26 protein-coding genes are annotated in these 25230 nt (G+C 66.2%); 5 read left to right on the top strand and 21 right to left on the bottom strand.

Translation table 11 applies throughout. The features are described from left to right. Positions 1-21 precede the first annotated feature (21 nt). The 9 genes from tuf to FB547_RS03165 form a co-directional block, all read right to left on the bottom strand. Positions 22-1215, bottom strand: a complete 1194-nt coding sequence (gene tuf, locus FB547_RS03205) for an elongation factor Tu (RefSeq protein ID WP_012745744.1) — start codon at positions 1213-1215, stop codon at positions 22-24. A gap of 140 nt (positions 1216-1355) precedes the next feature. Continuing rightward, positions 1356-3455, bottom strand: a complete 2100-nt coding sequence (fusA, locus tag FB547_RS03200; protein WP_145739589.1) for an elongation factor G — start codon at positions 3453-3455, stop codon at positions 1356-1358. Between the two features lie 96 nt (positions 3456-3551). After that, on the bottom strand, positions 3552-4025 hold the full coding sequence (rpsG, locus tag FB547_RS03195) for a 30S ribosomal protein S7 (RefSeq protein ID WP_013543947.1): 474 nt from the start codon (positions 4023-4025) through the stop codon (positions 3552-3554). A gap of 150 nt (positions 4026-4175) precedes the next feature. Then, positions 4176-4553, bottom strand: a complete 378-nt coding sequence (rpsL, locus tag FB547_RS03190; RefSeq protein WP_013543948.1) for a 30S ribosomal protein S12 — start codon at positions 4551-4553, stop codon at positions 4176-4178. Between the two features lie 191 nt (positions 4554-4744). Beyond that, positions 4745-5914 (bottom strand): D-alanyl-D-alanine carboxypeptidase family protein, encoded by a 1170-nt coding sequence (locus FB547_RS03185; RefSeq protein WP_145739587.1) that lies wholly within the window; start codon positions 5912-5914, stop codon positions 4745-4747. A gap of 55 nt (positions 5915-5969) precedes the next feature. Beyond that, positions 5970-6602 carry an alpha/beta hydrolase gene (locus FB547_RS03180; RefSeq protein WP_145739585.1) on the bottom strand — a complete coding sequence of 211 codons (633 nt, stop codon included), beginning with the start codon at positions 6600-6602 and terminating at the stop codon, positions 5970-5972. Positions 6603-6674: 72 nt separating this feature from the next. Continuing rightward, positions 6675-7028, bottom strand: a complete 354-nt coding sequence (locus FB547_RS03175; RefSeq protein ID WP_015867673.1) for a (2Fe-2S) ferredoxin domain-containing protein — start codon at positions 7026-7028, stop codon at positions 6675-6677. A 32-nt stretch (positions 7029-7060) separates the two neighbouring features. Beyond that, positions 7061-8176, bottom strand: a complete 1116-nt coding sequence (locus tag FB547_RS03170; protein WP_145739584.1) for a VanZ family protein — start codon at positions 8174-8176, stop codon at positions 7061-7063. A 14-nt stretch (positions 8177-8190) separates the two neighbouring features. Next, positions 8191-8619 (bottom strand): CopD family protein, encoded by a 429-nt coding sequence (locus tag FB547_RS03165; protein WP_015867675.1) that lies wholly within the window; start codon positions 8617-8619, stop codon positions 8191-8193. A gap of 363 nt (positions 8620-8982) precedes the next feature. Between FB547_RS03165 and hemB the strand changes: the two genes are divergently transcribed. Together hemB and FB547_RS03155 are read left to right on the top strand one after the other, a co-directional pair. Further along, complete coding sequence (gene hemB, locus FB547_RS03160; RefSeq protein WP_145740538.1) at positions 8983-9972, top strand: porphobilinogen synthase; 990 nt, start codon at positions 8983-8985, stop codon at positions 9970-9972. Between the two features lie 3 nt (positions 9973-9975). Continuing rightward, the gene (locus tag FB547_RS03155; RefSeq protein WP_145739582.1) at positions 9976-11136 is read left to right on the top strand and encodes a magnesium transporter CorA family protein; all 1161 of its coding nucleotides are present in this window, start codon (positions 9976-9978) and stop codon (positions 11134-11136) included. Positions 11137-11221: 85 nt separating this feature from the next. On the opposite strand, the gene FB547_RS03150 is transcribed toward FB547_RS03155, so the two are convergent. Beyond that, entirely contained in the window at positions 11222-11590 is a 369-nt protein-coding gene (locus FB547_RS03150) for a DUF4148 domain-containing protein (protein WP_145739580.1), read from the bottom strand. A gap of 263 nt (positions 11591-11853) precedes the next feature. Here FB547_RS03150 and FB547_RS03145 point away from each other — a divergent pair, with 263 nt between their 5' ends. After that, on the top strand, positions 11854-12759 hold the full coding sequence (locus FB547_RS03145) for a LysR family transcriptional regulator (RefSeq protein WP_145739578.1): 906 nt from the start codon (positions 11854-11856) through the stop codon (positions 12757-12759). Between the two features lie 18 nt (positions 12760-12777). Here FB547_RS03145 and FB547_RS03140 read toward each other — a convergent pair whose 3' ends face one another. Together FB547_RS03140 and FB547_RS03135 are read right to left on the bottom strand one after the other, a co-directional pair. Next, positions 12778-13461 (bottom strand): dienelactone hydrolase family protein, encoded by a 684-nt coding sequence (locus tag FB547_RS03140; protein ID WP_145739576.1) that lies wholly within the window; start codon positions 13459-13461, stop codon positions 12778-12780. Positions 13462-13507: 46 nt separating this feature from the next. Beyond that, positions 13508-14113, bottom strand: a complete 606-nt coding sequence (locus tag FB547_RS03135; RefSeq protein ID WP_145739575.1) for a 2-hydroxychromene-2-carboxylate isomerase — start codon at positions 14111-14113, stop codon at positions 13508-13510. 73 nt (positions 14114-14186) lie between these two features. Here FB547_RS03135 and FB547_RS03130 point away from each other — a divergent pair, with 73 nt between their 5' ends. Both FB547_RS03130 and FB547_RS03125 read left to right on the top strand, forming a co-directional pair. Further along, positions 14187-14933 (top strand): SDR family oxidoreductase, encoded by a 747-nt coding sequence (locus FB547_RS03130; protein WP_145739573.1) that lies wholly within the window; start codon positions 14187-14189, stop codon positions 14931-14933. 2 nt (positions 14934-14935) lie between these two features. Further along, positions 14936-15589, top strand: coding sequence for a MarC family protein (locus tag FB547_RS03125; protein WP_015867683.1), 654 nt, complete (start codon positions 14936-14938; stop codon positions 15587-15589). A gap of 5 nt (positions 15590-15594) precedes the next feature. Here FB547_RS03125 and FB547_RS03120 read toward each other — a convergent pair whose 3' ends face one another. The 9 genes from FB547_RS03120 to FB547_RS03075 all read right to left on the bottom strand — a co-directional run bounded on the left by FB547_RS03120 (position 15595) and on the right by FB547_RS03075 (position 25186). After that, on the bottom strand, positions 15595-16056 hold the full coding sequence (locus FB547_RS03120; protein ID WP_145739571.1) for an EVE domain-containing protein: 462 nt from the start codon (positions 16054-16056) through the stop codon (positions 15595-15597). Between the two features lie 7 nt (positions 16057-16063). Beyond that, positions 16064-17227 (bottom strand): ABC transporter substrate-binding protein, encoded by a 1164-nt coding sequence (locus FB547_RS03115; protein WP_145740537.1) that lies wholly within the window; start codon positions 17225-17227, stop codon positions 16064-16066. A gap of 35 nt (positions 17228-17262) precedes the next feature. Then, positions 17263-19143, bottom strand: a complete 1881-nt coding sequence (locus FB547_RS03110) for an AMP-dependent synthetase/ligase (protein WP_145739569.1) — start codon at positions 19141-19143, stop codon at positions 17263-17265. Between the two features lie 4 nt (positions 19144-19147). Continuing rightward, entirely contained in the window at positions 19148-19921 is a 774-nt protein-coding gene (locus FB547_RS03105; RefSeq protein WP_145739567.1) for an ABC transporter ATP-binding protein, read from the bottom strand. A gap of 481 nt (positions 19922-20402) precedes the next feature. Continuing rightward, a complete protein-coding gene (locus tag FB547_RS03100) occupies positions 20403-21227 on the bottom strand; it encodes an ABC transporter ATP-binding protein (protein ID WP_145739565.1) in 825 nt (274 codons plus the stop codon). After that, the gene (locus tag FB547_RS03095; RefSeq protein ID WP_145739563.1) at positions 21224-22300 is read right to left on the bottom strand and encodes a branched-chain amino acid ABC transporter permease; all 1077 of its coding nucleotides are present in this window, start codon (positions 22298-22300) and stop codon (positions 21224-21226) included. The genes FB547_RS03100 and FB547_RS03095 overlap by 4 nt, the downstream gene beginning before the upstream one ends. 94 nt (positions 22301-22394) lie before the next feature. Continuing rightward, positions 22395-23270 (bottom strand): branched-chain amino acid ABC transporter permease, encoded by an 876-nt coding sequence (locus FB547_RS03085; protein WP_145739559.1) that lies wholly within the window; start codon positions 23268-23270, stop codon positions 22395-22397. 17 nt (positions 23271-23287) lie between these two features. Next, entirely contained in the window at positions 23288-24118 is an 831-nt protein-coding gene (locus tag FB547_RS03080; RefSeq protein ID WP_145739558.1) for a helix-turn-helix transcriptional regulator, read from the bottom strand. A gap of 126 nt (positions 24119-24244) precedes the next feature. Continuing rightward, a complete protein-coding gene (locus FB547_RS03075) occupies positions 24245-25186 on the bottom strand; it encodes an alpha/beta hydrolase (RefSeq protein WP_145739556.1) in 942 nt (313 codons plus the stop codon). Positions 25187-25230: the final 44 nt, after the last annotated feature.

Here is a 25230-nt window from a genome sequence, read left to right as displayed (position 1 = left end):
GGTGATTCCTTTGCGTGCGGCTTAGATGTCGAGGATCTTTGCCACGACGCCCGAACCCACGGTGCGGCCGCCTTCGCGGATGGCGAAGCGCAGACCTTCTTCCATCGCGATCGGGTTGATCAGCTTCACGGTGATGCTGACGTTGTCGCCAGGCATGACCATTTCCTTGTCCTTGGGCAGCTCGATCGCGCCGGTCACGTCCGTCGTGCGGAAGTAGAACTGCGGACGGTAGTTGTTGAAGAACGGCGTGTGACGGCCACCTTCGTCCTTGGACAGCACATACACCTCGGCGGTGAAGTGCGTGTGCGGCTTGATCGAGCCGGGCTTGCACAGCACCTGGCCGCGCTCGACTTCTTCGCGCTTGGTGCCGCGCAGCAGCACGCCCACGTTGTCGCCCGCCTGGCCCTGGTCCAGCAGCTTGCGGAACATTTCCACGCCGGTGCAGGTGGTCTTGACGGTCGGGCGGATACCCACGATCTCGATTTCCTCGCCGACCTTGATCACGCCGCGCTCGACGGCGCCGGTCACCACGGTGCCGCGGCCGGAGATCGAGAACACGTCTTCCACAGGCATCAGGAAGGTGCCGTCCACGGCGCGCTCGGGCGTCGGGATGTAGGTGTCCAGCGCCTCGGCCAGCTTCATGATGGCTTCTTCACCGAGCTTGCCCTTGTCGCCTTCGAGGGCGAGCTTGGCCGAGCCGTGGATGATGGGGGTGTCGTCGCCCGGGAATTCGTACTTGTCGAGGAGTTCGCGCACTTCCATTTCGACGAGTTCGAGCAGCTCGGCGTCGTCCACCATGTCGCACTTGTTCAGGAACACGATGATGTAGCCCACGCCCACCTGGCGCGCCAGCAGGATGTGCTCGCGGGTCTGGGGCATGGGGCCGTCTGCGGCCGAGCACACGAGGATGGCGCCGTCCATCTGGGCAGCGCCGGTGATCATGTTCTTGACGTAGTCGGCGTGGCCGGGGCAGTCAACGTGCGCGTAGTGGCGGTTGGCCGTCTCGTACTCGACGTGGGCGGTGTTGATGGTGATGCCGCGGGCCTTTTCTTCGGGCGCCGCGTCGATCTGGTCGTAGGCCTTGGCTTCGCCGCCGAACTTGGCCGACAGCACCGTGGCGATGGCCGCCGTCAGCGTGGTCTTGCCGTGGTCAACGTGACCGATCGTGCCCACGTTCACGTGCGGCTTGGTGCGGGTGAATTTACCTTTTGCCATTTTTCAATCCTTGAAAGAGCATTCCCGTGTATTGGTTTTATGTCTGCATCCGATTGCTGGTTCGCCCCGCACGGGAACGCGGCGGCACCGGATCGCAGACAACGAGGGCCGCGCACTGCGCGGCCCTGCATTCTTGAAACTTACTTTGCGCGAGCAGCCACGATGGCTTCGGCCACGTTACGGGGAGCTTCGGCGTAGTGCTTGAACTCCATCGTGTACGTGGCGCGGCCTTGCGACATCGAGCGCAGCGTGGTCGAGTAGCCGAACATTTCCGACAGCGGCACTTCGGCCTTGATGGACTTGCCGCCACCGATCATGTCGTCCATGCCCTGCACCATGCCGCGGCGTGACGAGAGGTCGCCCATCACGTTGCCGGCGTAGTCTTCGGGGGTTTCGACTTCCACGGCCATCATGGGCTCGAGAATCACGGGGTTGGCCTTGCGGGCGCCTTCCTTGAAACCGAAGATCGCGGCCATCTTGAACGCCATTTCGTTCGAGTCCACATCGTGGTACGAACCGAAGTGCAGCGTGACCTTGACGTCGACGACGGGGTAGCCCGCCAGCACGCCTTGCGTCAGCGCTTCCACAACGCCCTTTTCCACCGCGGGGATGTATTCGCGAGGAACCACACCGCCCTTGATGGCGTCGACGAACTCGAAGCCCTTGCCGGCTTCCTGCGGTTCGATCTTGAGCACGACGTGGCCGTACTGGCCCTTGCCGCCCGACTGGCGAACGAACTTGCCTTCGGCTTCTTCGACGGTCTTGCGGATCGTTTCGCGGTAGGCCACCTGCGGCTTGCCGACGTTGGCTTCCACGCCGAATTCGCGCTTCATGCGGTCCACGATGATTTCGAGGTGGAGCTCGCCCATGCCGGCGATGATGGTCTGGCCCGATTCCTCGTCGGTCTTGACGCGGAACGAAGGGTCTTCCTGCGCGAGGCGCTGCAGGGCGATGCCCATCTTTTCCTGGTCGGCCTTGGTCTTGGGCTCGACGGCCTGCGAGATCACCGATTCCGGGAACACCATGCGCTCGAGCGTCACGATGGCCGCCGGGTCGCACAGGGTTTCGCCCGTGGTGACTTCCTTCAGGCCCACGCAGGCGGCGATGTCGCCGGCGCGGATTTCATTGACTTCTTCGCGGTTGTTCGCGTGCATCTGCACGATACGGCCGATGCGTTCCTTCTTGCCGCGTACCGGGTTGTAGACGCTGTCGCCCTTGGTCAGCACGCCCGAGTAGACGCGCACGAAGGTCAGCTGGCCCACGAACGGGTCGGTCATCAGCTTGAACGCGAGCGCCGAGAACTTCTCGTTGTCGTCGGCCTTGCGGGTGACAGGCGCTTCGTCTTCGTCGAGGCCGTTGACCGGGGGAATGTCGGTCGGTGCCGGCATGTATTCGACGACGGCGTCGAGCATGGCCTGCACGCCCTTGTTCTTGAAGGCCGAGCCGCACAGCATCGGCTGGATCTCGCCGGCGATGGTGCGCTGGCGGATGGCCTTCTTGATTTCTTCCTCGGTCAGCTCGTTGCCTTCGAGGTACTTGTTCATCAGCTCCTCGCTCGCTTCGGCAGCGGCTTCGACGAGCTTTTCGCGGTATTCGTTGCAGACGTCGGTCAGGTTCGCGGGGATTTCACCGTAGGTGAAGGTCACGCCCTTGTCTTCGTCCCAGATGATCGCCTTCATCTTCACGAGGTCGACGATGCCCTGGAAGTGCTCTTCGGCACCGATCGGGATCTGGATCACGACGGGGTTGGCCTTCAGGCGGTCCACCATCATCTGGCGCACGCGCAGGAAGTCGGCGCCGGTGCGGTCCATCTTGTTGACGAACGCAAGGCGCGGAACCTTGTACTTGTTGGCCTGGCGCCAGACGGTTTCGGACTGGGGCTGCACGCCGCCGACCGCGTCGTACACCATGACGGCGCCGTCCAGCACGCGCATCGAGCGCTCGACTTCAATCGTGAAGTCCACGTGGCCGGGGGTATCGATGATGTTGATGCGGTGTTCGTCGAACTTGCCGGCCATGCCCTTCCAGAAGCAGGTGGTGGCAGCCGAGGTGATCGTGATGCCACGCTCCTGCTCCTGCTCCATCCAGTCCATCGTGGCGGCGCCATCGTGCACTTCACCGATCTTGTGGTTCACACCGGTGTAGAACAGGATGCGCTCGGTCGTCGTGGTCTTGCCGGCGTCGATGTGCGCGGAGATGCCGATGTTGCGGTAGCGCTCGATGGGGGTCTTGCGGGACATGATTTACTTTCGGGTTAAATGCGTTGAGCGCTGGGCCTCGAGCACGGGCGACACCGCCCGAAACCCAACACCCAACGCCCAAGCGAAGTTTGATTCTTAGAAGCGGAAGTGGCTGAACGCCCGGTTGGCTTCTGCCATGCGGTGCACTTCATCGCGCTTCTTCATGGCGCCGCCACGGCCTTCCGTGGCTTCCATGAGTTCGTTGGCCAGGCGCAGGGCCATCGACTTCTCGCCGCGCTTGCGGGCAGCTTCCTTGATCCAGCGCATCGAGAGCGCCAGGCGGCGCACGGGACGCACTTCGACCGGCACCTGGTAGTTGGCACCGCCGACGCGGCGCGACTTGACTTCGACCATCGGCTTCACGTTGTTGATGGCAACGGTGAAGGCCTCGAGCGGGTCCTTGTCGGGGTTCTTCTTTTCGATGAAGTCGAGCGCGCCATAAATGATGCGCTCGGCGATCGCCTTCTTGCCGCCTTCCATGATCACGTTCATGAACTTCGACAGCTCGACATTGCCGTACTTGGGGTCCGGCAGGATTTCACGTTTGGGGACTTCGCGACGACGTGGCATTTTTCTAACCTCTTTGCTTCAGTTGGCATCGTTTCCGATACCGCGAGAGCCATTCCGGACTCTCACTTACTCGACCCGGGATTGGGTCACTTCGTTCGATGTGCCCGCCAAGGCAACCGAACACCGTTTGTTTTTTGGCAACAGGAAGGCTTAAGCCTTCTTGGGACGCTTCGCGCCGTACTTGGAGCGCGACTGCTTGCGGTCTTTCACGCCCTGCAGGTCGAGCGAGCCGCGCACGATGTGGTAGCGAACACCGGGCAAGTCCTTGACACGACCGCCGCGAACCAGCACGACGCTGTGTTCCTGCAGGTTGTGGCCTTCGCCGCCGATGTAGGAGATGACTTCGAAGCCGTTGGTCAGGCGGACCTTGGCAACTTTACGAAGCGCCGAGTTGGGCTTCTTGGGCGTCGTGGTGTAGACGCGGGTGCAGACACCGCGGCGTTGCGGCGAGTTCTGCATGGCAGGGCTCTTCGAATTGATCTTTTCGACCGTTCGACCCTGACGCACCAGTTGATTGATGGTTGGCATGAATGAATTAGTCCCAAAACAACCCGGCTTTTGGCTGTGAAGCCGCCCCTGCCTTGTCGTGACGCAAGAAAAGGAAACCGGGAATAACGAAAACGTGAAACCCTTCGGAAAATTCCGAAAAGCCCACGAGTATAGCAGGCGGGCTTGAAACGGCAAGGACAGCGTCGGCCGGCGTTGCCTGGCGCTCTTCCTTACTTGATCCAGAGCCGGACAGCATCCCAGGCGCGGCCGAGGATGCCCGCCTGCTCGACGCCTTCCAGCGCCACCAGCGGCACGTCCGCCAGCGGCTGGTCGTCCAGGGTCACCTTGAGCGAGCCCACCGGCTGGTACTTGGTGAACGGCGCCACCAGCGGATCGGGACGCGCCACCTGGGTCTTGATCTTGCTGGCGGTACCGGTCGGTACCGCGACCACGATGGCTTCCGGGCGGCCCAGCTTGAGCGTGTTGGCCTTGCCTTTCCAGACCGCCGGCGTGGCGGCCGGCTGGCCGGCGTCGAACAAGCGCACGGCGTCATAGGCGGTGTAGCCCCAGTTCAGGAGCTTTTGCGATTCGTTCGCGCGCACGGTCTCCCCCGAGGTGCCCAGCACGATCGACAGCAGCCGGCGCCCGCCGGTCAGGTTGGGGAAGTCGCGCTTGGCGGTGGCGATCATGCAGTAGCCGGCCGCTTCGGTGTGGCCGGTCTTCAGGCCGTCGACGGTCGGGTCGCGGAACAGCAGCAGGTTGCGGTTGGTGTCGTTGGTCGACGGTGTGCCGGGATAGCGGTATTTCTTGATCGCGTAGTACTTGGCTTCCTCGGGGAAGTCGCGCACCAGGCGCGTCGCGAGAATGCTCAGGTCGCGCGCCGTGGTGGTGTGGCCGGGCGCGGTGAGGCCTTCGGGGTTCTTGTAGGTGGTGTTCTTCATGCCCAGCGCCTTGGCCTGGGCGTTCATGAGCTCGACGAAATGCTCCACGGTGCCGCCAACACCTTCGGCCAGCGCCACGGTGGCGTCGTTGCCCGACTGCACGATCAGCCCCTTGATCAGGTCTTCGACCGGCACCTGCATCTTGGGATCGATGAACATGCGCGAGCCGGGCATCTTCCAGGCGCGCTGGCTGACCGGCATGGTCTGGGTCAGCGTGATCTTCTTGGCGCGCAGCGCGTCGAACACGATGTAGGCCGACATCAGCTTGGTGAGCGACGCCGGTTCGACCGGGCTGTCGATGTCCTTCTGCGCAAGGATCTGGTTGGCCGTGACGTCGAGCAGCAGGTAGCTGCGCGCGGCGATCTCGGGCGGCGCCGGCACCTGGGCAGCGGCGATCATGCAAGCCGATGCGGCGGCGGCCAGCACCAGCGCGCGAAACGCGTCAAAAAAACGATTCATGGGAGCAATAGGAGAGAAGCGGGGAGGAGACGAAAACACAAGCCCGTGAGGCTTTTCATGCGGCGCCCGCGCGCAGATGGCGGACAACCAGGCTTTTGAGGAGGGGCAATTGTCCGTGAAAGAAATGGCCGCCCCCCGGAATAACCGTGACAGGCAGTGACTGCGGCCGCGCCCAGTCCATGACCGCCGCCAGCGGCACCGTGTCGTCGGCCTCGCCGTGGACCACCAGCGTGCGCTCGTGCGCCTCGGCCGGCAGCGTGGCGACGGAAAAGCGCGAAGCCGCCGTTCCAACGAGCACGAGCTGCCGCAGGTCGCGGCCGGCCCAGAGCTTTTCGGCCGCGCAGCTTGCCACGAAGGCGCCGAACGAGAAGCCGGCAATCGCCAGCGGGCCTTGGGGCGCGAGCTGGGAGATGACGTCCAGCATGTCTTCGCACTCGCCGCGCCCCTCGTCGTGCACGCCTTCGCTCGCACCCACACCGCGGAAGTTGAAACGCACCGCGGTCCAGCCGCAGGAGACGAATGCGCGCGCCAGGGTCTGCACCACCTTGTTGTCCATGGTGCCGCCGAACAGCGGATGCGGATGGGCGATCACGGCGATGCCGCGCGCAGCCTCGGCCGGCTGGTCGCGCTGCACCTCGATGACGCCGGCGGCGCCCTGGAGGCGAATCTTCTCGGTCTGGGAATTCATGGTGCGAGGAATGGAAGCACCCGGCCGCGAGGGTCCGGGCGCAGGGTACGAGCGCCGGACTTCGCGAAAAGTTCAGCGCCCGACATCGGGAGGCAGCAACAGGCGCTCGACGACCTGGCCGTTCTTCAGGTGCGAGTCGACGATCTCGTCGATGTCGTCGGCATCGACGAAGGTGTACCAGACCGCTTCGGGATAGACCACCGCCACCGGGCCGCCGGCGCAGCGGTCCAGGCAGCCCGCCTTGTTGACGCGCACCTTGCCGGGACCGGCCAGTCCAGCCTCCTTGACCTTCGCCTTGCAGCGGTCGAAACCCGCCTGGGCGTTGTGCAGGGCGCAGCAGTCTTCCCCGTTCTTGCGCTCGTTCAGGCAGAAGAAGATGTGGCGGCCGTAATAGCCGCGCGGCGCGGCGGAAGAGGAACTGGGCATCGGGAGATTTTAGTGACGCCCGCCGCAAGCCATCAGCCTGCCGGCCGCCCCCGGCGCGACAGCGCCGCCACCACATAGGCAAGGACCGCGAACGGCCACAGCCACCCGAGCCACTGCGCCAGGCCGTGGAAGCGGATGAAGCGCCCCTGCTCCCAGGTGGCGAGGGTCTGCGCGAAATAGGCGCTCTCGGGCGCCTGGTTCAGCAGGCTCAGCTGGATCACCAGCGCCACCAGCAGCAAGGCCGCGCACAGCCGGCGCGGTGCCCCGAGCAGCAGCACGCCGGCCACCATCGCCGTCGCAATGCCAACCTGCACCGGCAGGCCCAGCCAGGCCCATGCGTGCTCGGGGCCGTAGCTCAGCGCGGCCGACAGCGCCGAGGCGGCAATGCCCGCCAGCAGCGTGAGCGGCAGCAGCACGGCACGCCGGGCGACCGTGCGCGTCACCATGAAAGCCAGCAGGCATGGCACCAGGGCGCCGAGCATCACGCACAGCAGCTCGACGGCCGGCACCAGCGGCTCCAGCTCGAACTGGCGCAGCGGCATCCAGTCGATGAAAGGCGTGTCGAGCAGCCACTCCGAGACCGCGACCTCGAGGCGTTCGAACACCTGGCCGAGCCCGAAGGTGACGGCGGCCGGGAACAGCAGCGCCAACGGCCACAGCGCGAGCAGCACCAGCGCGCCGCGCGAGTCGTCGACGAACCACTGCGAGCGCGTGCGGCTCCAATGCGCCACCGCGCCGAGGCGCTCGAGCCCCGCCGCGAGCAGGGCCCCCAGCAGCGCGCCGGAGCTGTTCAGGCCCAGGTCGACATTGGAGGGAATGCGCGCGGGCAGATAGCTCTGCAGCGTTTCCATGGCAAAGGCCACGGCCGCGCCGGCCAGCGTGGCGCGCAGCACCGCGCGCCAGACGCTGGCGTCGCGCCGCGTTCGCAGCACCGCCAGCGCACACAGGAAGCCGAAGGGAACGTAGCCGCCCACGTTGATCGCGAAATCGAAGCCCGTCCAGTACTTGGGCCACGACGCCGACAGGTAGGCCCAGGGGGCGATGCCCTGGTCGCGCCAGTCGGCGAACGGGTACAAGCTGGCATAGACGATCAGCGCGGCGTAGGCCAGCGCCAGGGGCAGCGCGGCGGACTTGTGCTGTGTCTCCACCGTGGCTTTCGGGCTCAGAACGGCTTGACGACCACCAGCACCACGATGCCGAGCAGCAGCAGCACCGGCAGTTCGTTGAACCAGCGGTACCAGCGGTCGTTGCGCTGGGTGCCTCCGGCCACGAAACGGCGCAGCAGCACGCCGCAGGCATGGTGATACCCGATCACTGCCAGCACCAGCGCCAGCTTGGCATGCAGCCAGCCGTTGCCGGGGCCGCGCCCGATGCCATAGCCCAGCCAGAGCCAGAGGCCGAAACCCAACGCCGGAATGGCCAGGAAGGTGGTGAAGCGCAGCAGCTTGCGTGCCATCAGAAGCAAGCGCTCGCGTTCGGCCACGGACTCGGGCGGCACCATCGCCAGGTTGACGAAGATCCGGGGGAGGTAGAACAACCCCGCGAACCAGCTGGCAATGAAGACGATGTGAAGAGATTTAACCCAGAGCATGGGGCCAGTTTAGTGGCGGGACCGCACCATGCACGTCGGGCTTTGGCGCCGGCGCGGATGCAGCGGGCAAAAAAAAGCCCGACGTCTTCACGTCGGGCTGGGAAGCCCTTTTGCTGTCACACATCAAGGCACCCGCTCAGGGAGGAAAAGCGGGGAGCGGTAAACCGCCCGCTTTTGAATTTAACAAAGGCGAAACAAAGTTTCAAGCGGCTCGGGCCAGATTCTTTGACAATTCCGCGCAAAAAAAGAGAACCTTTGGTCTACGCATCCGGAGGGTTGTCGGACAACACTTGGCCAGCCGCTCAGCGCACGGGCGGAGGCTTCAGGCACAATTTTCCGCCTATGACGCCATCTTCCTTTGCCATGTATCCCGCCGGCCGGCCGCGCCGCCTGCGCCGCGACACCTTCACCCGCAACCTGGTCAGGGAGCATGCGCTGACGGCGCACGATCTCATCTATCCGGTGTTCGTGCAGGAAGGCGAGAAAAAACGCGACGCGGTGGCGTCGATGCCCGGCGTGGATCGCCTGAGCCTGGACCTGCTGCTGCCGGTGGCAGAACAGTGCGTGGAGGCCGGCATTCCGGTGATGGCGCTTTTTCCGGTGATCGACGCCAGCCTCAAGACGCCCGCGGGCGACGAGGCCTTCAATCCCGACGGACTGATCCCGCGCGTGGTCGCGGCACTCAAGTCGCGCTTTCCGGAACTCGGCGTGATGACCGACGTCGCGCTCGACCCCTACACCAGCCACGGGCAGGACGGCCTGCTCGACGACACCGGCTACATCCTCAACGACGCCACCGTGGAAGTGCTGGTGAAGCAGGCGCTCACACAGTCGCAAGCCGGCGTCGACATCGTGGCGCCGAGTGACATGATGGACGGCCGCATCGGCGCGATCCGCACCGCGCTGGAGGCCCGCGGCGACATCCATACCCGCATCATGGCCTACAGCGCCAAGTACGCGAGCGCCTTCTACGGCCCGTTCCGCGACGCCGTGGGCTCGGCCGCGACACTCGGCAAGAGCAACAAGAAGGTCTACCAGATGGACCCGGGCAACAGCGACGAGGCGCTGCGCGAGGTCGGCCTCGACATTGCCGAGGGCGCCGACATGGTGATGGTCAAGCCCGGCATGCCGTACCTCGACATCGTGCGCCGCGTGAAGGACGAATTCCGCGTGCCGACCTTCGCCTACCAGGTGAGCGGCGAATACGCGATGCTCAAGGCCGCAGCCCAGAACGGCTGGCTCGACCACGACGCGGTGGTGCTCGAGAGCCTGCTCGCCTTCAAGCGCGCCGGCGCTGACGGCGTGCTCACCTACTTTGCGCTCGACGCCGCGCGGCTGCTGCAAAAACAATAGCGCATGCGCATCTTCGAAATCGACCGCTCGCGCGTGAGCGAGCATCCGGCGCTGGCGCCTCTCGCACTGCCCGGGGCCTGTGCCGCGCAAGGCTATCTCTGGATTTCGCTCACACGCGAGGAATTCCGCGCCTCGCTGTCCGAGGTCCAGCAGATCCTGCAGTCGCTCTGCCAGGCGCAGCTGGTCGACCTGCACGTGGCGGACCTGCTCAACGACCAGCTGCCGTCGCACTACGACTACACCTCGCAATATGACGTGCTGGTGTTCCGGCGCCTCTCGAGCGGCCCTGGCCAGGCGGCGCTGGGCAACGGCAAGGGCACCACGGGCGGCGAGCCGCCCCTTCCCGCGCCGTTGCGCCGCGGCCCTCCCGTATTGCGCCGGGTCGACACCCGCCCGGTGGGTTTCGCGCTGTTCGACCGCGTGCTGCTGTCGGTGCACCCCGAGGACGGCGCGGTGCGCGATGCCTTTGCCGCCCGGCTGCTCGCCGCGGGATCGCCGGACGACAAGGGCGCCCCCGCGCTCGACGTGCGCGCCACCTCGGCCCGCGTGCCCACCGGCACCGCCGACCTGATGCTGCGCGTCGTCAACCAGATCGTCGACGGCTACCTGGACATGCGCCGCGAACTCACGCGCCAGCTCGACCACTGGCAGACCGAGCTGATCGATCCGCGCAGCCGCTTCACCAACTGGGGCGCGCTGATGGAAGCCCGGCAGTCGCTGCACCACCTGGACGAGATCTGCGAAGACCAGCGCGCGGCCATCCAGGACTGGATCGATTCGCTCGAGACGCTGCCCCCGGTCAAAGGCGAGGCGGAGCAGCGCGAGCGGGAACTGATCATGGTGCGAAGCCGCGACGTGCTCGAGCACATCGAGCGCGTGGTGCACCACGTGCACCGGCTCGAACAGAACGCGGAAACCGCGGTGCAGATGCATTTCAGCGTGCAGGGCCACCGCGCCAACGACATCATGCGGGTGCTCACGGTGCTGACGGCCATCTTCCTGCCGCTCAATCTCATTGCCGGCATCTTCGGCATGAACTTCGAGTTCATTCCGCTGGTGCACAAGGCGGATGGCTTCTGGATCGCCATGATCGCGATGCTGGTGATCGCGCTGCTGCTGGTGCTGGTGTTCTGGCGCAAGCGCTACCTGGCGCGCACGCGCTGAGGGCCCCGTCCCGCTTCAAAGCAAAAAAGCCACGCAATTGCGTGGCTTTTTTGCTTACCCGCGAGGGCCAGCGGTTTCGCCGGTCTTACTTGGCGACGGCGCCCGAGCCTTGCTGGGCCTGGACGCGTGCGTCCATCGGGTGGGGCATCGTCGAGATGACCTTGCTGTTGACGCGCGAGCCGCCGGTCACGTTCTGGTCGGGAGCGTAGGCCGTACGGACGGCTTCGGCTTCGACGAGCGCGCGGTCCTTCGACACGGCGACGGTTTCCGGGCCGCGCGAGCCGCGGGTCACGTTCTGGTTGGGAGCCGATGCGGTGCGCACGGCTTCGGCGTTGACTTCGTCGCGGCTCTTGGTCGAGACGGCGGTGTTCACGCCTTCGTAGGATTCGGCTTGGGCGCCGGTGGCGGCCAGCAGGGTCAGGGCAGCGGCGGCGAGGATGTGCGAAGTCTTCATTTCAATTCCTTGTATTGGTTGGATGGTTCGTCCACCAGGCTCGCTCGTTCATTCGTCCGTGCTCACCTGTGCGGCGAGTTTCCAACTGAACGGCCTGTGTAAATCACGCGGAACAGAGACACGGTGTTTCCTCTATTGAAACAATGACGCACCGGCAGCATGCACACGAACCGGGCGCACCGGCGCCTGCAAATGCCGGGGCTTCCCCGAGAATCGAAGCGGGCCGGCCGCGGAACGGAAACAATGGGCGCTTTGACTTTGACATGGACAGTCTCGATCTGATCAGAACCTTCCGGGAAGTGGCCTCGCATGGCAGCTTCTCGCACGCGGCCAAGAAGCTCGACATGTCGAAGGCGACGGTCAGCAAGTACGTGGCGGAACTCGAAACCCGCTTCGGCGTGCGGCTTCTCAACCGCTCCACGCGCTCCGTGAGCCTGACCGATGCCGGGCAACTGCTGCTCGAGCGCAGCACCCCGGTGCTCGAAATGGTGGAGCTCACCCAGGCCGAGCTGCAGGAGCGCGCCAGGCAGCCCGGCGGCCGGCTGCGGATTTCAGCGCCGCACGGCATGGGCAACGGCGAGTTTCCGAGCCTGCTGGCCGACTTCATGCGCTACTACCCGGACGTGAGCATCAGCCTGCAGCTGACCAACCGCACGGTCGACCTCGCGGAAGAAGGCATCGACGTCGACATCCGCAGCGGCCCGGTCGAGGACGCCAACCTGATCGTGCGCAAGCTGATGCTCATGGAGATGGTGGTCTGCGCCTCGCCGGTGTACTGGAAGAAACACGGCAAGCCCGAGCATCCACGCGACCTCTCGGCGCACGAGGCGCTCACGCATTCGCTGCTGGGCGCCCAGCCGGTCTGGCGCTTCGACGACGGCGGCGAGCCGCTGGACGTGCCGGTGAAGAGCCGCATGGACTGCACCGAGGGTGCGCCGCTGATCCGGGTCGCGATGCACGGCTTCGGCGTGATCTACCTGCCCTCGATCCTCGTGCAGTCGCACATCGAGCATGGCGAGCTGGTGCCGGTGCTGCAGGGCTATGCGCGCAAGGACATGTGGCTGTCGGCCGCCTACCTGCAGCGGCGCCACAACAGCGCGGCGCTGCGCGCGCTGCTCGACTTTCTGCAGACCCGCGTCGGCAAGGGGCCGGGCTCGCGGAAGAAATAGGCCGGGCCCCGGCCGCACTCAGCCGACGTGTTTGGCAAAGAACCCGAGCGTGCGCGTGCGCGCGAGCTTGGCGGCCTCGGCGTTGTAGGAGCCGCGCTGGTCGCAGTTGAAGCCGTGGCCCGATTCGTAGACGTGCACCTCCACCTCGGGATGCGCCTTCTTGAAGGCCTCGATGGTGTCCAGCGGGATCCAGTGGTCCTGGTTGCCGAAATGCGCGAGCACCGGCACCTTGGGCTGGCGCGCGGTTTCCTCCGGCGTGGTCATGCCGCCGCCGTAGTAGGGCGCCGCAGCGGCAATACCCGGAACCAGGCTGGCGGCGCGCCAGACCAGCAGGCCGCCCCAGCAATAGCCCACGATGCCGACCTTGCCGGCTTTCGACGCATAGGCCACGGCGGCCTCGATGTCCTGCAGCACGCCGGGCGCGGGCAGCGCCTCGACCGCGGTCTTCAGCGCGAAGCCGGCCTTCATGTCCTCGTCGCTGTAGCCGAGCTCGACGCCGGGCTTCACGCGATGGAAGGTCGAGGGCGACACCGCCAGGTAGCCGTCCGCCGCATAGCCGTCGGCCACCGAGCGGATGTGCGAGTTGACGCCGAAGATCTCCGGCACCACGACCACCGCGCCGCGCGGCTTGCCGGCCGGTTCGGCCACGTAGGCGGGAAAGGTGAAGCCGTCCTTGGCTTTCAGATCGATGAATTGACCCATGTTGTCTTGCTCCTTGAATGGCAACTGAAAGGAAAAGGAATGCCGGTTACTGGCGCAGCGCGCGTTCGACGAAGTCGAGCCGGTCCTGGCCCCAGAATATCTCGCCATCGATGACATAGCTTGGCGCACCGAACACCTGGATGTCGATCGCTTCCTGCGTGTAAGCCTCGTAACGCTCCTGCACCGCCTGGCTCTGCGACTGCTCCGCGCGCTTGGGCGACAGCCCGCATTCGACGACCAGCGAATCGAGCACCTTCGGGTCGCCGATGTTGCGCTCCTGCACCCACACGGCCGCGAACACTGCCGCGCACATGCGCATGGCGGCCTCGGTGCCGTCGTGCATGTCGACCGCGATGATGACCCGGGCCGCATCGTCGCTGGCCACCGGAAAGAACTTCGGCCTGGTGTTCAGCGGCAGGCCGAGGTGGCGCGAACAGCGCGCGAGGTCGACCAGCCGGTAGGCCTGGCGCTGCGGCGCGCGCTTGCCCAGCGGCAGCCCGCCCGACACCGGGAACACGCTGCCCAGGTCGATCGGCCGCACGCGCACCGTGGCGCCGGCAGCCGCAGCGATCGCGGCAAAGCGGGAATGCCCCAGATAGGTCCATGGGCTCTGTGGCGCAAAGTAGTAGTCAATCGTCTTGTCAGTGCTCATGCGCGTGCCCCCGATGATGTAATCCAAGCCAACGGTTTTAACTGACACGCAGTTTCTCTGCAGGAGGTAGGTTTTGGACCAGGTGCTCTTGATCACGGGCGGCGGCCGCGGCATCGGCGCCGCCACCGCCCTGCTGGCGGCGCAGCGCGGCTACGCGGTGGCTGTCAACTACGCGAGCAACTCGCTCGCCGCCGACGAGGTGGTGCGCGCCATTCGCGCGGGCGGCGGTACCTCCATTGCCGTGCAGGCCGACGTGGGCGACGAAGCCCAGGTGCTGGCCATGTTCGAGAAGGTCGATGCCAGGCTCGGCCGGCTCACGGCTCTGGTCAACAACGCCGGCGTCGTCGACGTGCAGGCCCGCGTCGACGAAATGAGCGTGGCGCGGCTGGAACGCATGTTCCGCATCAACGTGATCGGCAGCTTCGTCTGCGCGCGCGAAGCGGTTCGGCGCATGAGCACCCGGCACGGCGGATCGGGCGGCGCCATCGTCAACGTCTCGAGCGCCGCCGCGCGGCTGGGCTCGCCCGGCCAGTACGTCGACTACGCGGCCAGCAAGAGTGCCATCGACACCTTCACCATCGGCCTGGCCAAGGAAGTGGCCGCCGAGGGCATCCGCGTCAACGCGGTGCGCCCGGGCCTGATCGACACCGAGATCCATGCCTCCGGCGGCATGCCCGAGCGCGCCTTCGAGCTCGCGCCCACCGTGCCGATGCAGCGCACCGGCAGCGCGGAAGAAATTGCCGGCGCGATCCTGTGGCTGCTGTCCGCCGAGGCGAGCTACACCACCATGGCCCTGCTCGACGTGACCGGAGGGAGGTAGAAGTGAGCACCTCGATGGACCTGATCAAGCCGCTGGTCACGCTGGTGGCCATCGTCAACCCGCTGGCCATCGTGCCCTTCTTCATCCATTACACGCAGGGCTACTCGGATGCGCAGCGCCGCCACACGGTGCGCATGTCGGCCTTCAGCGCCTTCGTGGTGATTGCGGTCAGCGCGCTGATCGGGCTGCAGCTGCTGGCGTTCTTCGGCATCTCGATTGCCAGCTTCCAGGTGGGCGGCGGCCTGCTGCTGCTCATGAGTTCGCTGTCGATGCTCAACGCCAAGCCGGCCGAGAGCAAGACCAATGTCGAGGAACTGCGCGCCACCGAGGTCAAGGCGTCCATGGGCGCCTCCATTGCGGTGGTGCCGCTCACCATTCCGCTGCTCACCGGGCCGGCCACGATCTCCACCGTGGTGATCTATGCCGACAAGACGCAGCACCTGTGGGAGCTCGGGCTCCTGGTGGGGTATGGCGTGGTGGTGGCGCTGGCCACCGCGCTGGCGTTTTCGCTCGCGCAGCCGATCGCGCGCGTGCTCGGCAAGACCGGCATCAACATCATGACGCGGCTCATGGGCCTGATCCTCGCGGCGCTCGCGGTCGAGGTCATGGCCGACGGCCTGGGCAAGCTGTTTCCGATCCTGCAGCGCGTGGGCTGACCGAATCAGCCCAGCATCTTCTCGATGACTCGCCAGTGCGCGGGCTCGACCGGCGTGATCGACAGCCGGTTGCCCTTGCGCAGCACGACGAGCTCGGCCAGCTCGGGCCTGGCACGCAGCTCGGGCAGCGGCAGCAGGCGCGTCTTGCGAACGGCCTGCACGTCGACCAGCAGCCAGCGTGGATCGTCCTTCTTCGAGGCCGGGTCGTAATAAGGCGACGTCGGGTCGAACTGCGTCGGGTCGGGCTTGATGCCCGAGGCCACGCGCGCAAGGCCTGCGATGCCGGGCTCGGGGCAGCTCGAGTGGTAGAACAGCACGCCATCGCCGACCTTCATGCCGTCGCGCATGAAGTTGCGTGCCTGATAGTTGCGCACACCGGTCCAGGCCACGGTGGCGTTGGGCGCGGCGAGCGCATCGTCGATCGAGACCTCGTCGGGCTCGGATTTCATCAACCAGTAGTTGGGCATGGTCCCGCTATGGTGTCACATAGTCGGACACGACGACCCATTTCCCATCCTTGATCTGGGACAAGCGCGACTGGTCGTTGCCCAGGCGCTTGGTCGCGGTGTACGAGCTCTTGGGGCTGCCGAACATGTCGGGCTCGAAGGTCATGCTGTCCATGGACTTGATGAAGCTGTCGGTCGTGAGGTTCGGGCCGGCCTTCTGCGCCGCCTTGATGAACGAATCGATGATGACGTAGCCATACACCGAGAACACCGTCGGGTCTTCGTTGAACTTGGTCTTGTACTTGTTGGCCCAGAAGCGCAGCGGCTGCGACTGCTCGTCGGTGTAGGGGTTCTGCACCGTCATGGTGGCGTAGATGCCGTCCATGGCCTTGCCGCCGAGCTTGTGGATCAGGTCGGTGTAGGAGGCGCTGGAGCCCAGGAAGGTCGGGTTGAAGCCGGTCTTGCGCGCCTCGCCCACGGTGCCGATGGTCTCGCGGATGATGGTGCCGAGCACCACGAGGTCGCAGTTGGCGGCCTTCATCTTGGCGACCTGCGAGCTGAAGTCGGTGGCGCCGCGCTTGAACGAGGTCTTCTCGGCCAGCTCCATGCCGGCGGTCTTCAGGCCCGCCTCGGCGCCGCGCAGCACCTCGAGCCCGAATTCGTCGTCCTGGTAGATGGTGCAGACCTTCTTGGCGCCCTTCTCCTTGATCATCTTGGGCAGCGCCAGGCGGATCTGGTCGTAGTAGGTGGCCGCGAACGAGTACTTGAGCCGGTTCAGCGGCTCGTACATTTCGCGCGCCGCGGTGATCGGCATGAAGTTGACGATGTTCTTCTCGAACTGCACCGGCATGGCCGCCATGTTCTGCGCCGTGCCGATGTGGCCAGCCATGATGAAGATCTTCTCCTGGTTGACCAGCTTCTGCGCCGCGAGCACGGCCTTCTTCGGGTCGTAGCCCGAGTCCTCCACGAAGAGCTTGAGCTTGCGGCCGTGGATGCTGCCCTGCTCGTTGAGCTCGTCCACGCGCAGCTGCATGCCGTTGCGCGCCTGCTTGCCGAAGCCCGCGAGCGGGCCCGACAGGTCCTGGATGGTGCCGATGCGGATTTCGTCCTTGCTCACGCCCTGCTGCTGCGCGGACGCGAACGTCGCGACCAGGCCCAGCACGGCCAGGGTCGTCACTGTCTTGAGCTTCATCATGGCGTTGTCTCCTCGGGTTGACGAAAAATGAATCAGCGGTACATGGCTTCGATGCGCTCCGCGTACTTGGCCTGCACCAGCTTGCGCTTGAGCTTCATCGTCGGCGTGAGCTCTTCGTCCTCGGCGCTCAGCTGCGTTTCGAGCAAAAAGAATTTCTTGATCTGCTCGACCCGCGCGAACCTGGCGTTGACACGGTCGATCTCGCACTGGATCAGGCCCAGCACCTCCTGCGCGCGCGTCAGGCTTTCGTAGTTGCTGAATGGCACGTCGTGATCCTGCGCAAACTTCTCGACGTTCTCCTGGTCGATCATGACGATCACCGTGAGGTAGGGTTTCCTGTCGCCGATCACCACTGCGTCGGTGATGTAGGGGCTGAACTTGAGCTCGTTCTCCAGCTCGCTCGGCGTGATGTTCTTCCCCCCTGCCGTGATGATGATGTCCTTCATGCGGTCGGTGATGCGGAAATACCCTTCCGCGTCGACCGTTCCCACGTCGCCGGTGTGCAGCCAGCCGTCGGCGTCGATGGTCTCGGCGGTCTTCTCCGGCAGGTTGAGGTAGCCCATGAAGATATTGGGGCCGCGCACCAGGATTTCGCCCGTCTGCGGATCGAGGCGCACCTCGTTGTAGCTGGTGGCCGGGCCGATCGAGCCCGGCCGGATGCGCGAAGGCGGCACGCCGGTGGAAGCGCCGCACGATTCCGTCATGCCCCAGACCTCCAGCATGGGCACGCCCAGCGCGAGGTACCAGCGCACGAGCTCGGGCGAGATCGGCGCCGCGCCGGTCACGAGGAAGCGCGCGCGGTGGATACCGATGAGCTTGCGAACGTTGTCGAGCGCCAGCCAGCGCGCCAGGCGGAACTTCAAGCGCAGCCAGGCGCCCACCGGCTGGCCCTGGAGCACGCGCTCGGCAATCTGCCGGCCGACGCCGATGCTCCAGCCATAGGCGGCCTGCTGCAGGCGGCTGGCTTCCTTGAGCGCGATCATCACGCCCGAGTAGAACTTCTCCCACACGCGCGGCACGGCGGTGAACACCGTGGGCGAAATCTCGCGCACGTTCTCGGGCACCGTTTCCGGGTTCTCGACGAAGTTGAGGATCGAGCCGGTGTACATCGCGAAGTATTCGCCGCCCATGCGCTCGGCGATGTGGCACAGCGGCAGGAAGCACATGCGCTCGTCGCCTTCGCCCTGCGCGAGCAGCGTGTTGTAGCCGCGCATGGTGTAGACCAGCCCACGGTGGCTGTGCATCGCGCCCTTGGGCTTGCCGGTGGTGCCCGAGGTGTAGACCAGGATCGCGAGGTCTTCCGGGCGGCAGGCGGCGATGCGCTGCTCCAGCGCCTGCGGATGGGCCTGCAGGTGGTCGCGGCCGAGTGCGCGCAGGGCGTCCAGGCTGATGACGCCCGGGTCGTCGAGGTCGCGCAGGCCTTTCATGTCGAACACGACGACCTTGCGCAGCATCGGCAGCCGCGCGCGCACTTCGAGCGCCTTGTCGAGCTGCTCGTCGTCCTCGACGAAGAGCACGGTGGTGCGCGAGTCCTCGCAGAGGTAGCGCACCTGCGAGGCCGCGTCGGTGGGATAGATGCCGTTGGACACGCCGCCGCAGCTGAGCACGGCGACGTCGCACAGCACCCATTCGATGACGGTGTTGGCGAGGATCGACGCGCATTCGCCCGGCCCGAAGCCGAGCGCCAGCAGGCCGCCCGCAATCTCGCGCACGGCCTCGGCGGTCTGCCGCCAGGTCCAGGCGCGCCAGATGCCGAATTCCTTCTGCCGCATCCAGACCTTGTCGGCGCGCAGCTCCACGGCCTTCCAGAACACGGCGGGGATGGTCTCGCCCGGCACGACGATGCCGGGACTCGGCTGCAGATGCGCGAGGTCCCAGAGGCCTGCTGGAGCGCGCAGGGCAGTTGTGCTCATGCCTTCATCTCCAGGTCTTCTTCTTTTTCCAGCGCCGCTCGCCGCGCACGCCGTCGTCCTTGACGCCGAGGTAGAACTCCTTGATGTCCTCCTTTTCGCGCAGGCGTTCGCAGGTATCTTCCATGACGATGCGGCCGTTCTCGAGCACGTAGCCGTGGTCGGAAGCGTTGAGCGCCATGTTGGCGTTCTGCTCCACGAGCAGGATGGTGGTGCCGCGCTCGCGGTTGATGCGCACGACGATCTCAAAGATCTCCTTCGTCAGCTTGGGGCTGAGACCGAGGCTGGGCTCGTCGAGCAGGATCAGATGCGGCGCGGCCATGATGGCGCGCGAAATGGCGAGCATCTGCTGCTGGCCGCCCGAGAGCAGGCCGGCATCCTGCGCGGCTCTTTCGCGCAGGATGGGGAAGTAGGTGTAGACGCTCTCCATGTCGCGCGCCACGCCGTCGCGGTCCTTGCGGGTGTAGGCGCCCATCAGCAGGTTGTCCTTCACGGACAGCAGCGGGAACACCTCGCGGCCTTCGGGCACATGGCTCAGGCCCTGCTGCACGATGTAGGCCGGGTCCTTGGCAGTGATGTCCCTGCCCTGGAACTCGATGCTGCCCTTTCTCGGGTCGATGATTCCCGAGATCGTTTTGAGGATCGTCGTCTTGCCTGCGCCGTTGGAGCCCAGCACGGTCACGATCTCGCCTTGCCTGACTTTCAGGCTCACGCCGCGGATGGCCTTGATGGGGCCGTAGGCGCTTTCGACGTTGAGTAGTTGGAGGACGACGTCGGTCACTTCGTTGTCCCTTGAGGATTTGCTCGATCGTTTGACAAGAACGGGGAGCGGCGTTGGGGCCCCTGCCCCGGGCCGGCCGACGTCACCGGCCCTTCGGGCTTCCCTGCGCTGCTCGCGACAAGCGGGGTCTCGCAGAACTCGCTTCGCTCAAACAGCTGCGAGCCCTGATCCGCTTGTCGCTCCGCTGCTCGGCGGCGCCTCAACGGCCCGCCCGGGGCAGGGGCCCCAACGCCGTGGACACGCTCAGGGTGGTTCCACCTCCGACCGAGCCCGGTGTGCGGTGCGGGGTGGGCGCCCCCTCTGTGCCGCTGAGGAGCGCAGCTTTCCGCGGATAAGGGCTCGCCCTTGTTTGAGCGAAGCGAGTTTGGGCGAGACCCCGCGGAAAGCGAGCACCGGAAGGGAGCCCGAAGGGCCGGCATAGTGGGGGCGACCGCGCCGCACCGCATACCGGGCGCCGCCAACGAAGCGGCGAACAGAACATTCACGCCCCAACCCTCCTCAAGCTGCTCACGTCATCCACAGTCCCGAGATAAGCCTCGATGACACGCGCATCCGCCTGCACCTCGCGCGGCGTGCCGGTAGCCAGCACCTCGCCCATGTTCATCGCGAGCACGCGGTCCGACACCTTCGACACCAAGGACATGTCGTGCTCGACCATCAGCACCGACACCCCCAGCTCATGCTGGATGTCCTGGATCCAGAACGCCATGTCCGCCGTCTCTTCGACGTTGAGCCCGGACGATGGCTCATCGAGCAGCAGCAGCTTGGGCTCGGTGCACAGCGCACGCGCGAGCTCCACCACCTTGCGCACGCCGTACGGCAAGCCGGCCACCATCGAATCGCGGTGATGCTGCAAATCCAGCAGATCGATCACCTGCTCCACCTTCTCGCGTGCCGCAATTTCCGCGCGCCGCGTGGCCGGCGTGAAGAACACCTCGCTCCAGAACCCCGTCTGCCGATGCGTGTGGCGGCCGATCAGCAGGTTGTGCAGCACCGTCGCATGCTCGAAGAGTTCGATGTTCTGGAAGGTGCGTGCAATGCCGAGTGCCGCAATCGCGTGCGGCGCCTGATGTGTCAGCGCCAGCGGCCCGGCCGCCCCGCCATGCCACGTGATCTCGCCCATGGTCGGCGTGTAGATCCGACTGATCAGGTTGAACACCGTCGTCTTGCCCGCGCCGTTCGGTCCGATCAGCGTGAACACCTCGCCGCGCCGCACGTCGAAGCTCACCTTGTTGACCGCGAGCACGCCGCCGAAGCGCACGCTCAGGTCCCTGGCCGAAAGAAGGATGTCGCCGCTGCTCGTCATCTAAGGCGGTCCGACTTTGTGAAGGATTTCTGCCGCTTGAACAACCCCTTGCGGTAGAACGGAAAGAGCTGCAGCCAGGTGCGGATCTTGAGCCAGCGGCCATACAGCCCCAGCGGCTCGAACAGCACGAAGGCGATCAGCACCAGCCCGTACACCAGCCCCTGCAGACCCGGCGCCTGCCCGATCACGGCCGGCAGCCAGTCCTTGCCCATCGAGATCAGCTGCGGCATCGCGATCAGGAAAATCGCGCCCAGGAACGCGCCATGCACCGAGCCCAGGCCGCCGATCACCACCATCAGCAGCAGGTCGATCGACTGCAGGATGTTGAACTGGTCGGGCGAGATGAAGCTCAGCTTGTGCGCATACAGCGCGCCGCCCAGGCCCGCGAGCGCGGCCGAGATCGCGAACGACATCGTCTTGTAGCGCGCCAGGTGAATGCCCATGCTCTGCGCCGAGATTTCCGAATCGCGGATCGCCACGAAGGCGCGGCCGGTCGGCGAACGCAGCAGGTTCAGGATGCCGAGCGTGCTGAGCACCGCCACCACCAGGCACAGGAAGTAGAAGCCATTGCCCGACCCGAGCGACCAGCCGAACAACTGCGGCGGCTTCACATGCAGCCCCGCGTTGCCGCCCGTCACGCTCTCCCAGCGCGCGAACACTTCCTCGACGATGAAGCCGAACGACAGCGTGGCGATGCCCAGGTAGATGCCCTTCACGCGCAGGGCCGGCAGCGCGACCACCACGCCCACTGCCGCCGACAGCGCCGCGGCCGCGAGCAGCGCAATCGGAAACGGCACGCCCAGGTTGGTCAGCACCCCTTGCGTGTAGGCTCCCGCGCCAAGGAAGGCCGCATGCCCGATCGAGAACTGCCCCGTGAAGCCCGCCAGCAGCATCAGGCCCAGCCCGACGATGCCGTAGATCAGCACGAAGGTCAGCTGCGCGAGCCAGTACTCGTCGATCGCCCAGGGCGCGGCGACGAGGAACGCGGCGAGCAGGCCGTACCAGAACACATGGCCGCCGTGCTTGGCGAGGCGGATGTCCTGGTCGTAGCTGGTCTTGAAGATGAAGCGCATGAATCAGGTCCGTCGCCGGGCCGCCCCAAGGCGGACCTGCGCCCCCTCGGGGGGCAGCGAGTACACGAAGTGACGAGCGTGGGGGCACATGCTTCTACACCTTCTTGCGCAGCTTCTCGCCAAAGAGACCGTTCGGCTTGATCATGAGCATCAGCAGCACCACGATGTACGGCGCCGTGTCCTTGAAGCCGTCGGGCAGGTAGAAGCCCGCGAACGATTCGACGATGCCGATCACCAGCCCGCCGACGATGGCGCCCGGCAGGCTGCCGAAGCCGCCCACCACCGCGGCCGGAAAGGCCTTGAGTCCGATGAAGCCCATGTTCGCGTGCACGAAGGTGATGGGCGCGAGCAGCATGCCGGCAATGGCCGCGACCGCCGCCGCGAGCCCCCACACCAATCCGTTCAAGCGCTTCACCGGAATGCCCATGTAGTACGCCGCGAGCTGATTCTGCGACGAGGCCTGCATCGCGATGCCGAGCTTGCTGTAGCGGAACATCGCGAACAGCAGGCCGCAGAGGATGGCCGTGGCGATGATGATCGCGAGCTGCTCGAGGTTGACCACCAGCCCGCCCAGCTTCCAGATCTGGTCCTTGTAGGGCACGGGCAGCGTGTGGGTGTCGGTGCCGATGCCCGGCACCATGGTGATGAGCCCGCGCGCCACGTAGGCGATGCCGATGGTGAGCATCACGATCGAGAATTGCGGCTGCCCGAGGATCGGGCGGATCACCACCAGTTCGAGCAGCACGCCGAAGGCCGTCATCGCCACCACCGCGAGCAGGGCCGCGAGCCAGAACGGCATCCCGAACAGCGACATGCCGGCAAACGCGCCGAAGGCGCCGAGCATCATCAGGTCGCCCTGCGCGAAGCTCACGGTTTCGGTGGCCTTGTAGATCAGCACGAAGCCCAGCGCGATCAGCCCATAGATGCAACCTTGTGCAATGCCCGACAGCAGGAGTTGGAGGATCTGCATGGGGCCTCTTCTTGCGGCTACTGCCTGAAGCCGCCGGCTGCGTCGTGCAGCGCGAGGCGGCGCGAGCCGGCCAGGATGTCGCTGGGCTTCAGGCCGTAGACCTGGCGGATCGAATGGCTGAAGTGCGTCGAGTCGGGGTAGCCGGTGTCCAGCGCGATGTCGGTCAGCGTGCTGGCCTGGCGCACGTGGCGCAGCAGGCTGCGCGCGCGCTTCCAGGCGCGGAAGGCGCGAAACGCCATGCCGGTTTCCTGCTTGAACAGATGCAGGAAGCGCGAGAACGACAGGTGCACCGAGGCCGCGCAGTCTTCCGCCGAGGTGGGTGCGGCCGGATCGGCGTTGATGGCGTCGATCACCTTGCGGATGCGCGCATCGAGCGCGCGCGGCGCCAGCGGCCCGCCGAAGAACAGCGCATCGAAATCGAAGCCGTCGAAGTCCGTGCCGCGGCCCGACGCGGCGAGCAGGTGCGCATGGGCGTTGCGCATGCGCCGCACGAAGGCCGGCGCATCGACCGGCCCGCAGTGCTGCATGAAGGCCGGCATCCGCGCGGGATCGACCGACTCCGATTCGATCAGCAGGTTGAAGATGAGCGGATGCGCGCTTTCCACGCGGTGCGGCACCTGCGGCGGCACCACCAGCAGCTCGCCCGCCTGCCAGGCGCCGCCGCCGACGCACAGGCGGTTCGGCGGCGCGCCGGCGGGCGACACGTACACCCCGTACCCGCCCATGGTGCGCTCGGCCGCGGCCCCGAGCAGTCCGGCGTAGAACACACGCTGGTGCGTGAGCCACATCAGGCGCTCCCCGCGCTGCGCGCCGCCGCTTTCCGGCGGCGCCGCCTTCGTTCGCTGCATGGTGTCTGTCTCCTGCATCGGGCCGCCGCCGGCCCGGGACCGGCGCTGCGTTGGCTGGATCGTAGCGGCGGGGGCCGGCTGCGCGGCGTGCATTTGCGCGGGGACTTTCCCTAGGGCTTGCTGGCGCTATGGCGCGAGCGCGCGGCGAAGCTCGGCGCAGCACAGCGCGACGGCCGTGTCGGCCTCGTCGAGCACCTTGCCCATGGTGATGAAGCCATGGATCTGGCGCTCGAAGCAGACGTATGCGGCGCGGTTGCCGGCGGCGGTCAGCGCCTCGGCGTAGGCCATGCCTTCGTCGCGCAGCGGGTCGTAGCCGGCGGTGAGCACCAACGCAGGCGGCAGGCCCGAGAGATCGGCGCACAGCAGCGGCGACGCGCGCCAGTCGAGGTCGTGCCGGGGGTCGTCGATGTAGTGGTCGTGGAAGTACGCCATCGTGTCGCGGGTCAGCAGGTAGCCCTGGCCGTTGGCCTGGTGCGAGGGATGGCCGCGGCGCATGTCGGTGGCGGGATAGACCAGCAGCTGGAAGGCGATCGGCAGGTCGCCGGCATCGCGCGCGGCAATGGCCGCCACCGCGGCGAGGTTGCCGCCTGCGCTGTCGCCGCCCACCGCGAGGCGGCTTGCATCGAGGCTGAGCGAGGCGGCTTCGCGGCGCACCCAGCGGGTGGCGGCCAGCACGTCGTCGACGGCAGCCGGGAAGCGGTGCTCGGGCCCCATGCGGTAGTCGATCGAGGCGACCGCGCAGCCCGCGCCGTTGGCAAGCGAGCGGCACAGCACGTCGTGCGTGTCGAGGTCGCCGATGACCCAGCCGCCGCCGTGGAAGTACACGAGCACCGGCAGCGCGGCATGGGCCAGGGAACCCAGCGGGCGGTAGAGCCGCACCGGGATGGTGCCGTACGGCCCGTCGGCCTCCAGTCCGCGGACTTCGGCGACCGGCGGGGCCTCGGGTTGGGTGGTGGCGCGGCGCTCGCGATAGAAGGCGCGCGCCTCGGCCGGCGAAAGCGTGTGCGTGGGCGGGATGCCGCGCGCCTCGATGAAGTCAAGCAAGGCGCGCGCCTGGGGGTGCAGCATGGTGTCTCCGGTGGATCGGTCCGACCATGCCCGCGCCGCCCTGG

The sequence above is a fragment of the Variovorax beijingensis genome, assembly GCF_007828835.1.
In the GTDB taxonomy this organism is placed as follows: Bacteria; Pseudomonadota; Gammaproteobacteria; order Burkholderiales; family Burkholderiaceae_C; genus Variovorax; species Variovorax beijingensis_A.
The sequence above is the reverse complement of the archived record's forward strand: the minus strand, read 5'-3'. Positions and strand labels throughout refer to the sequence as shown.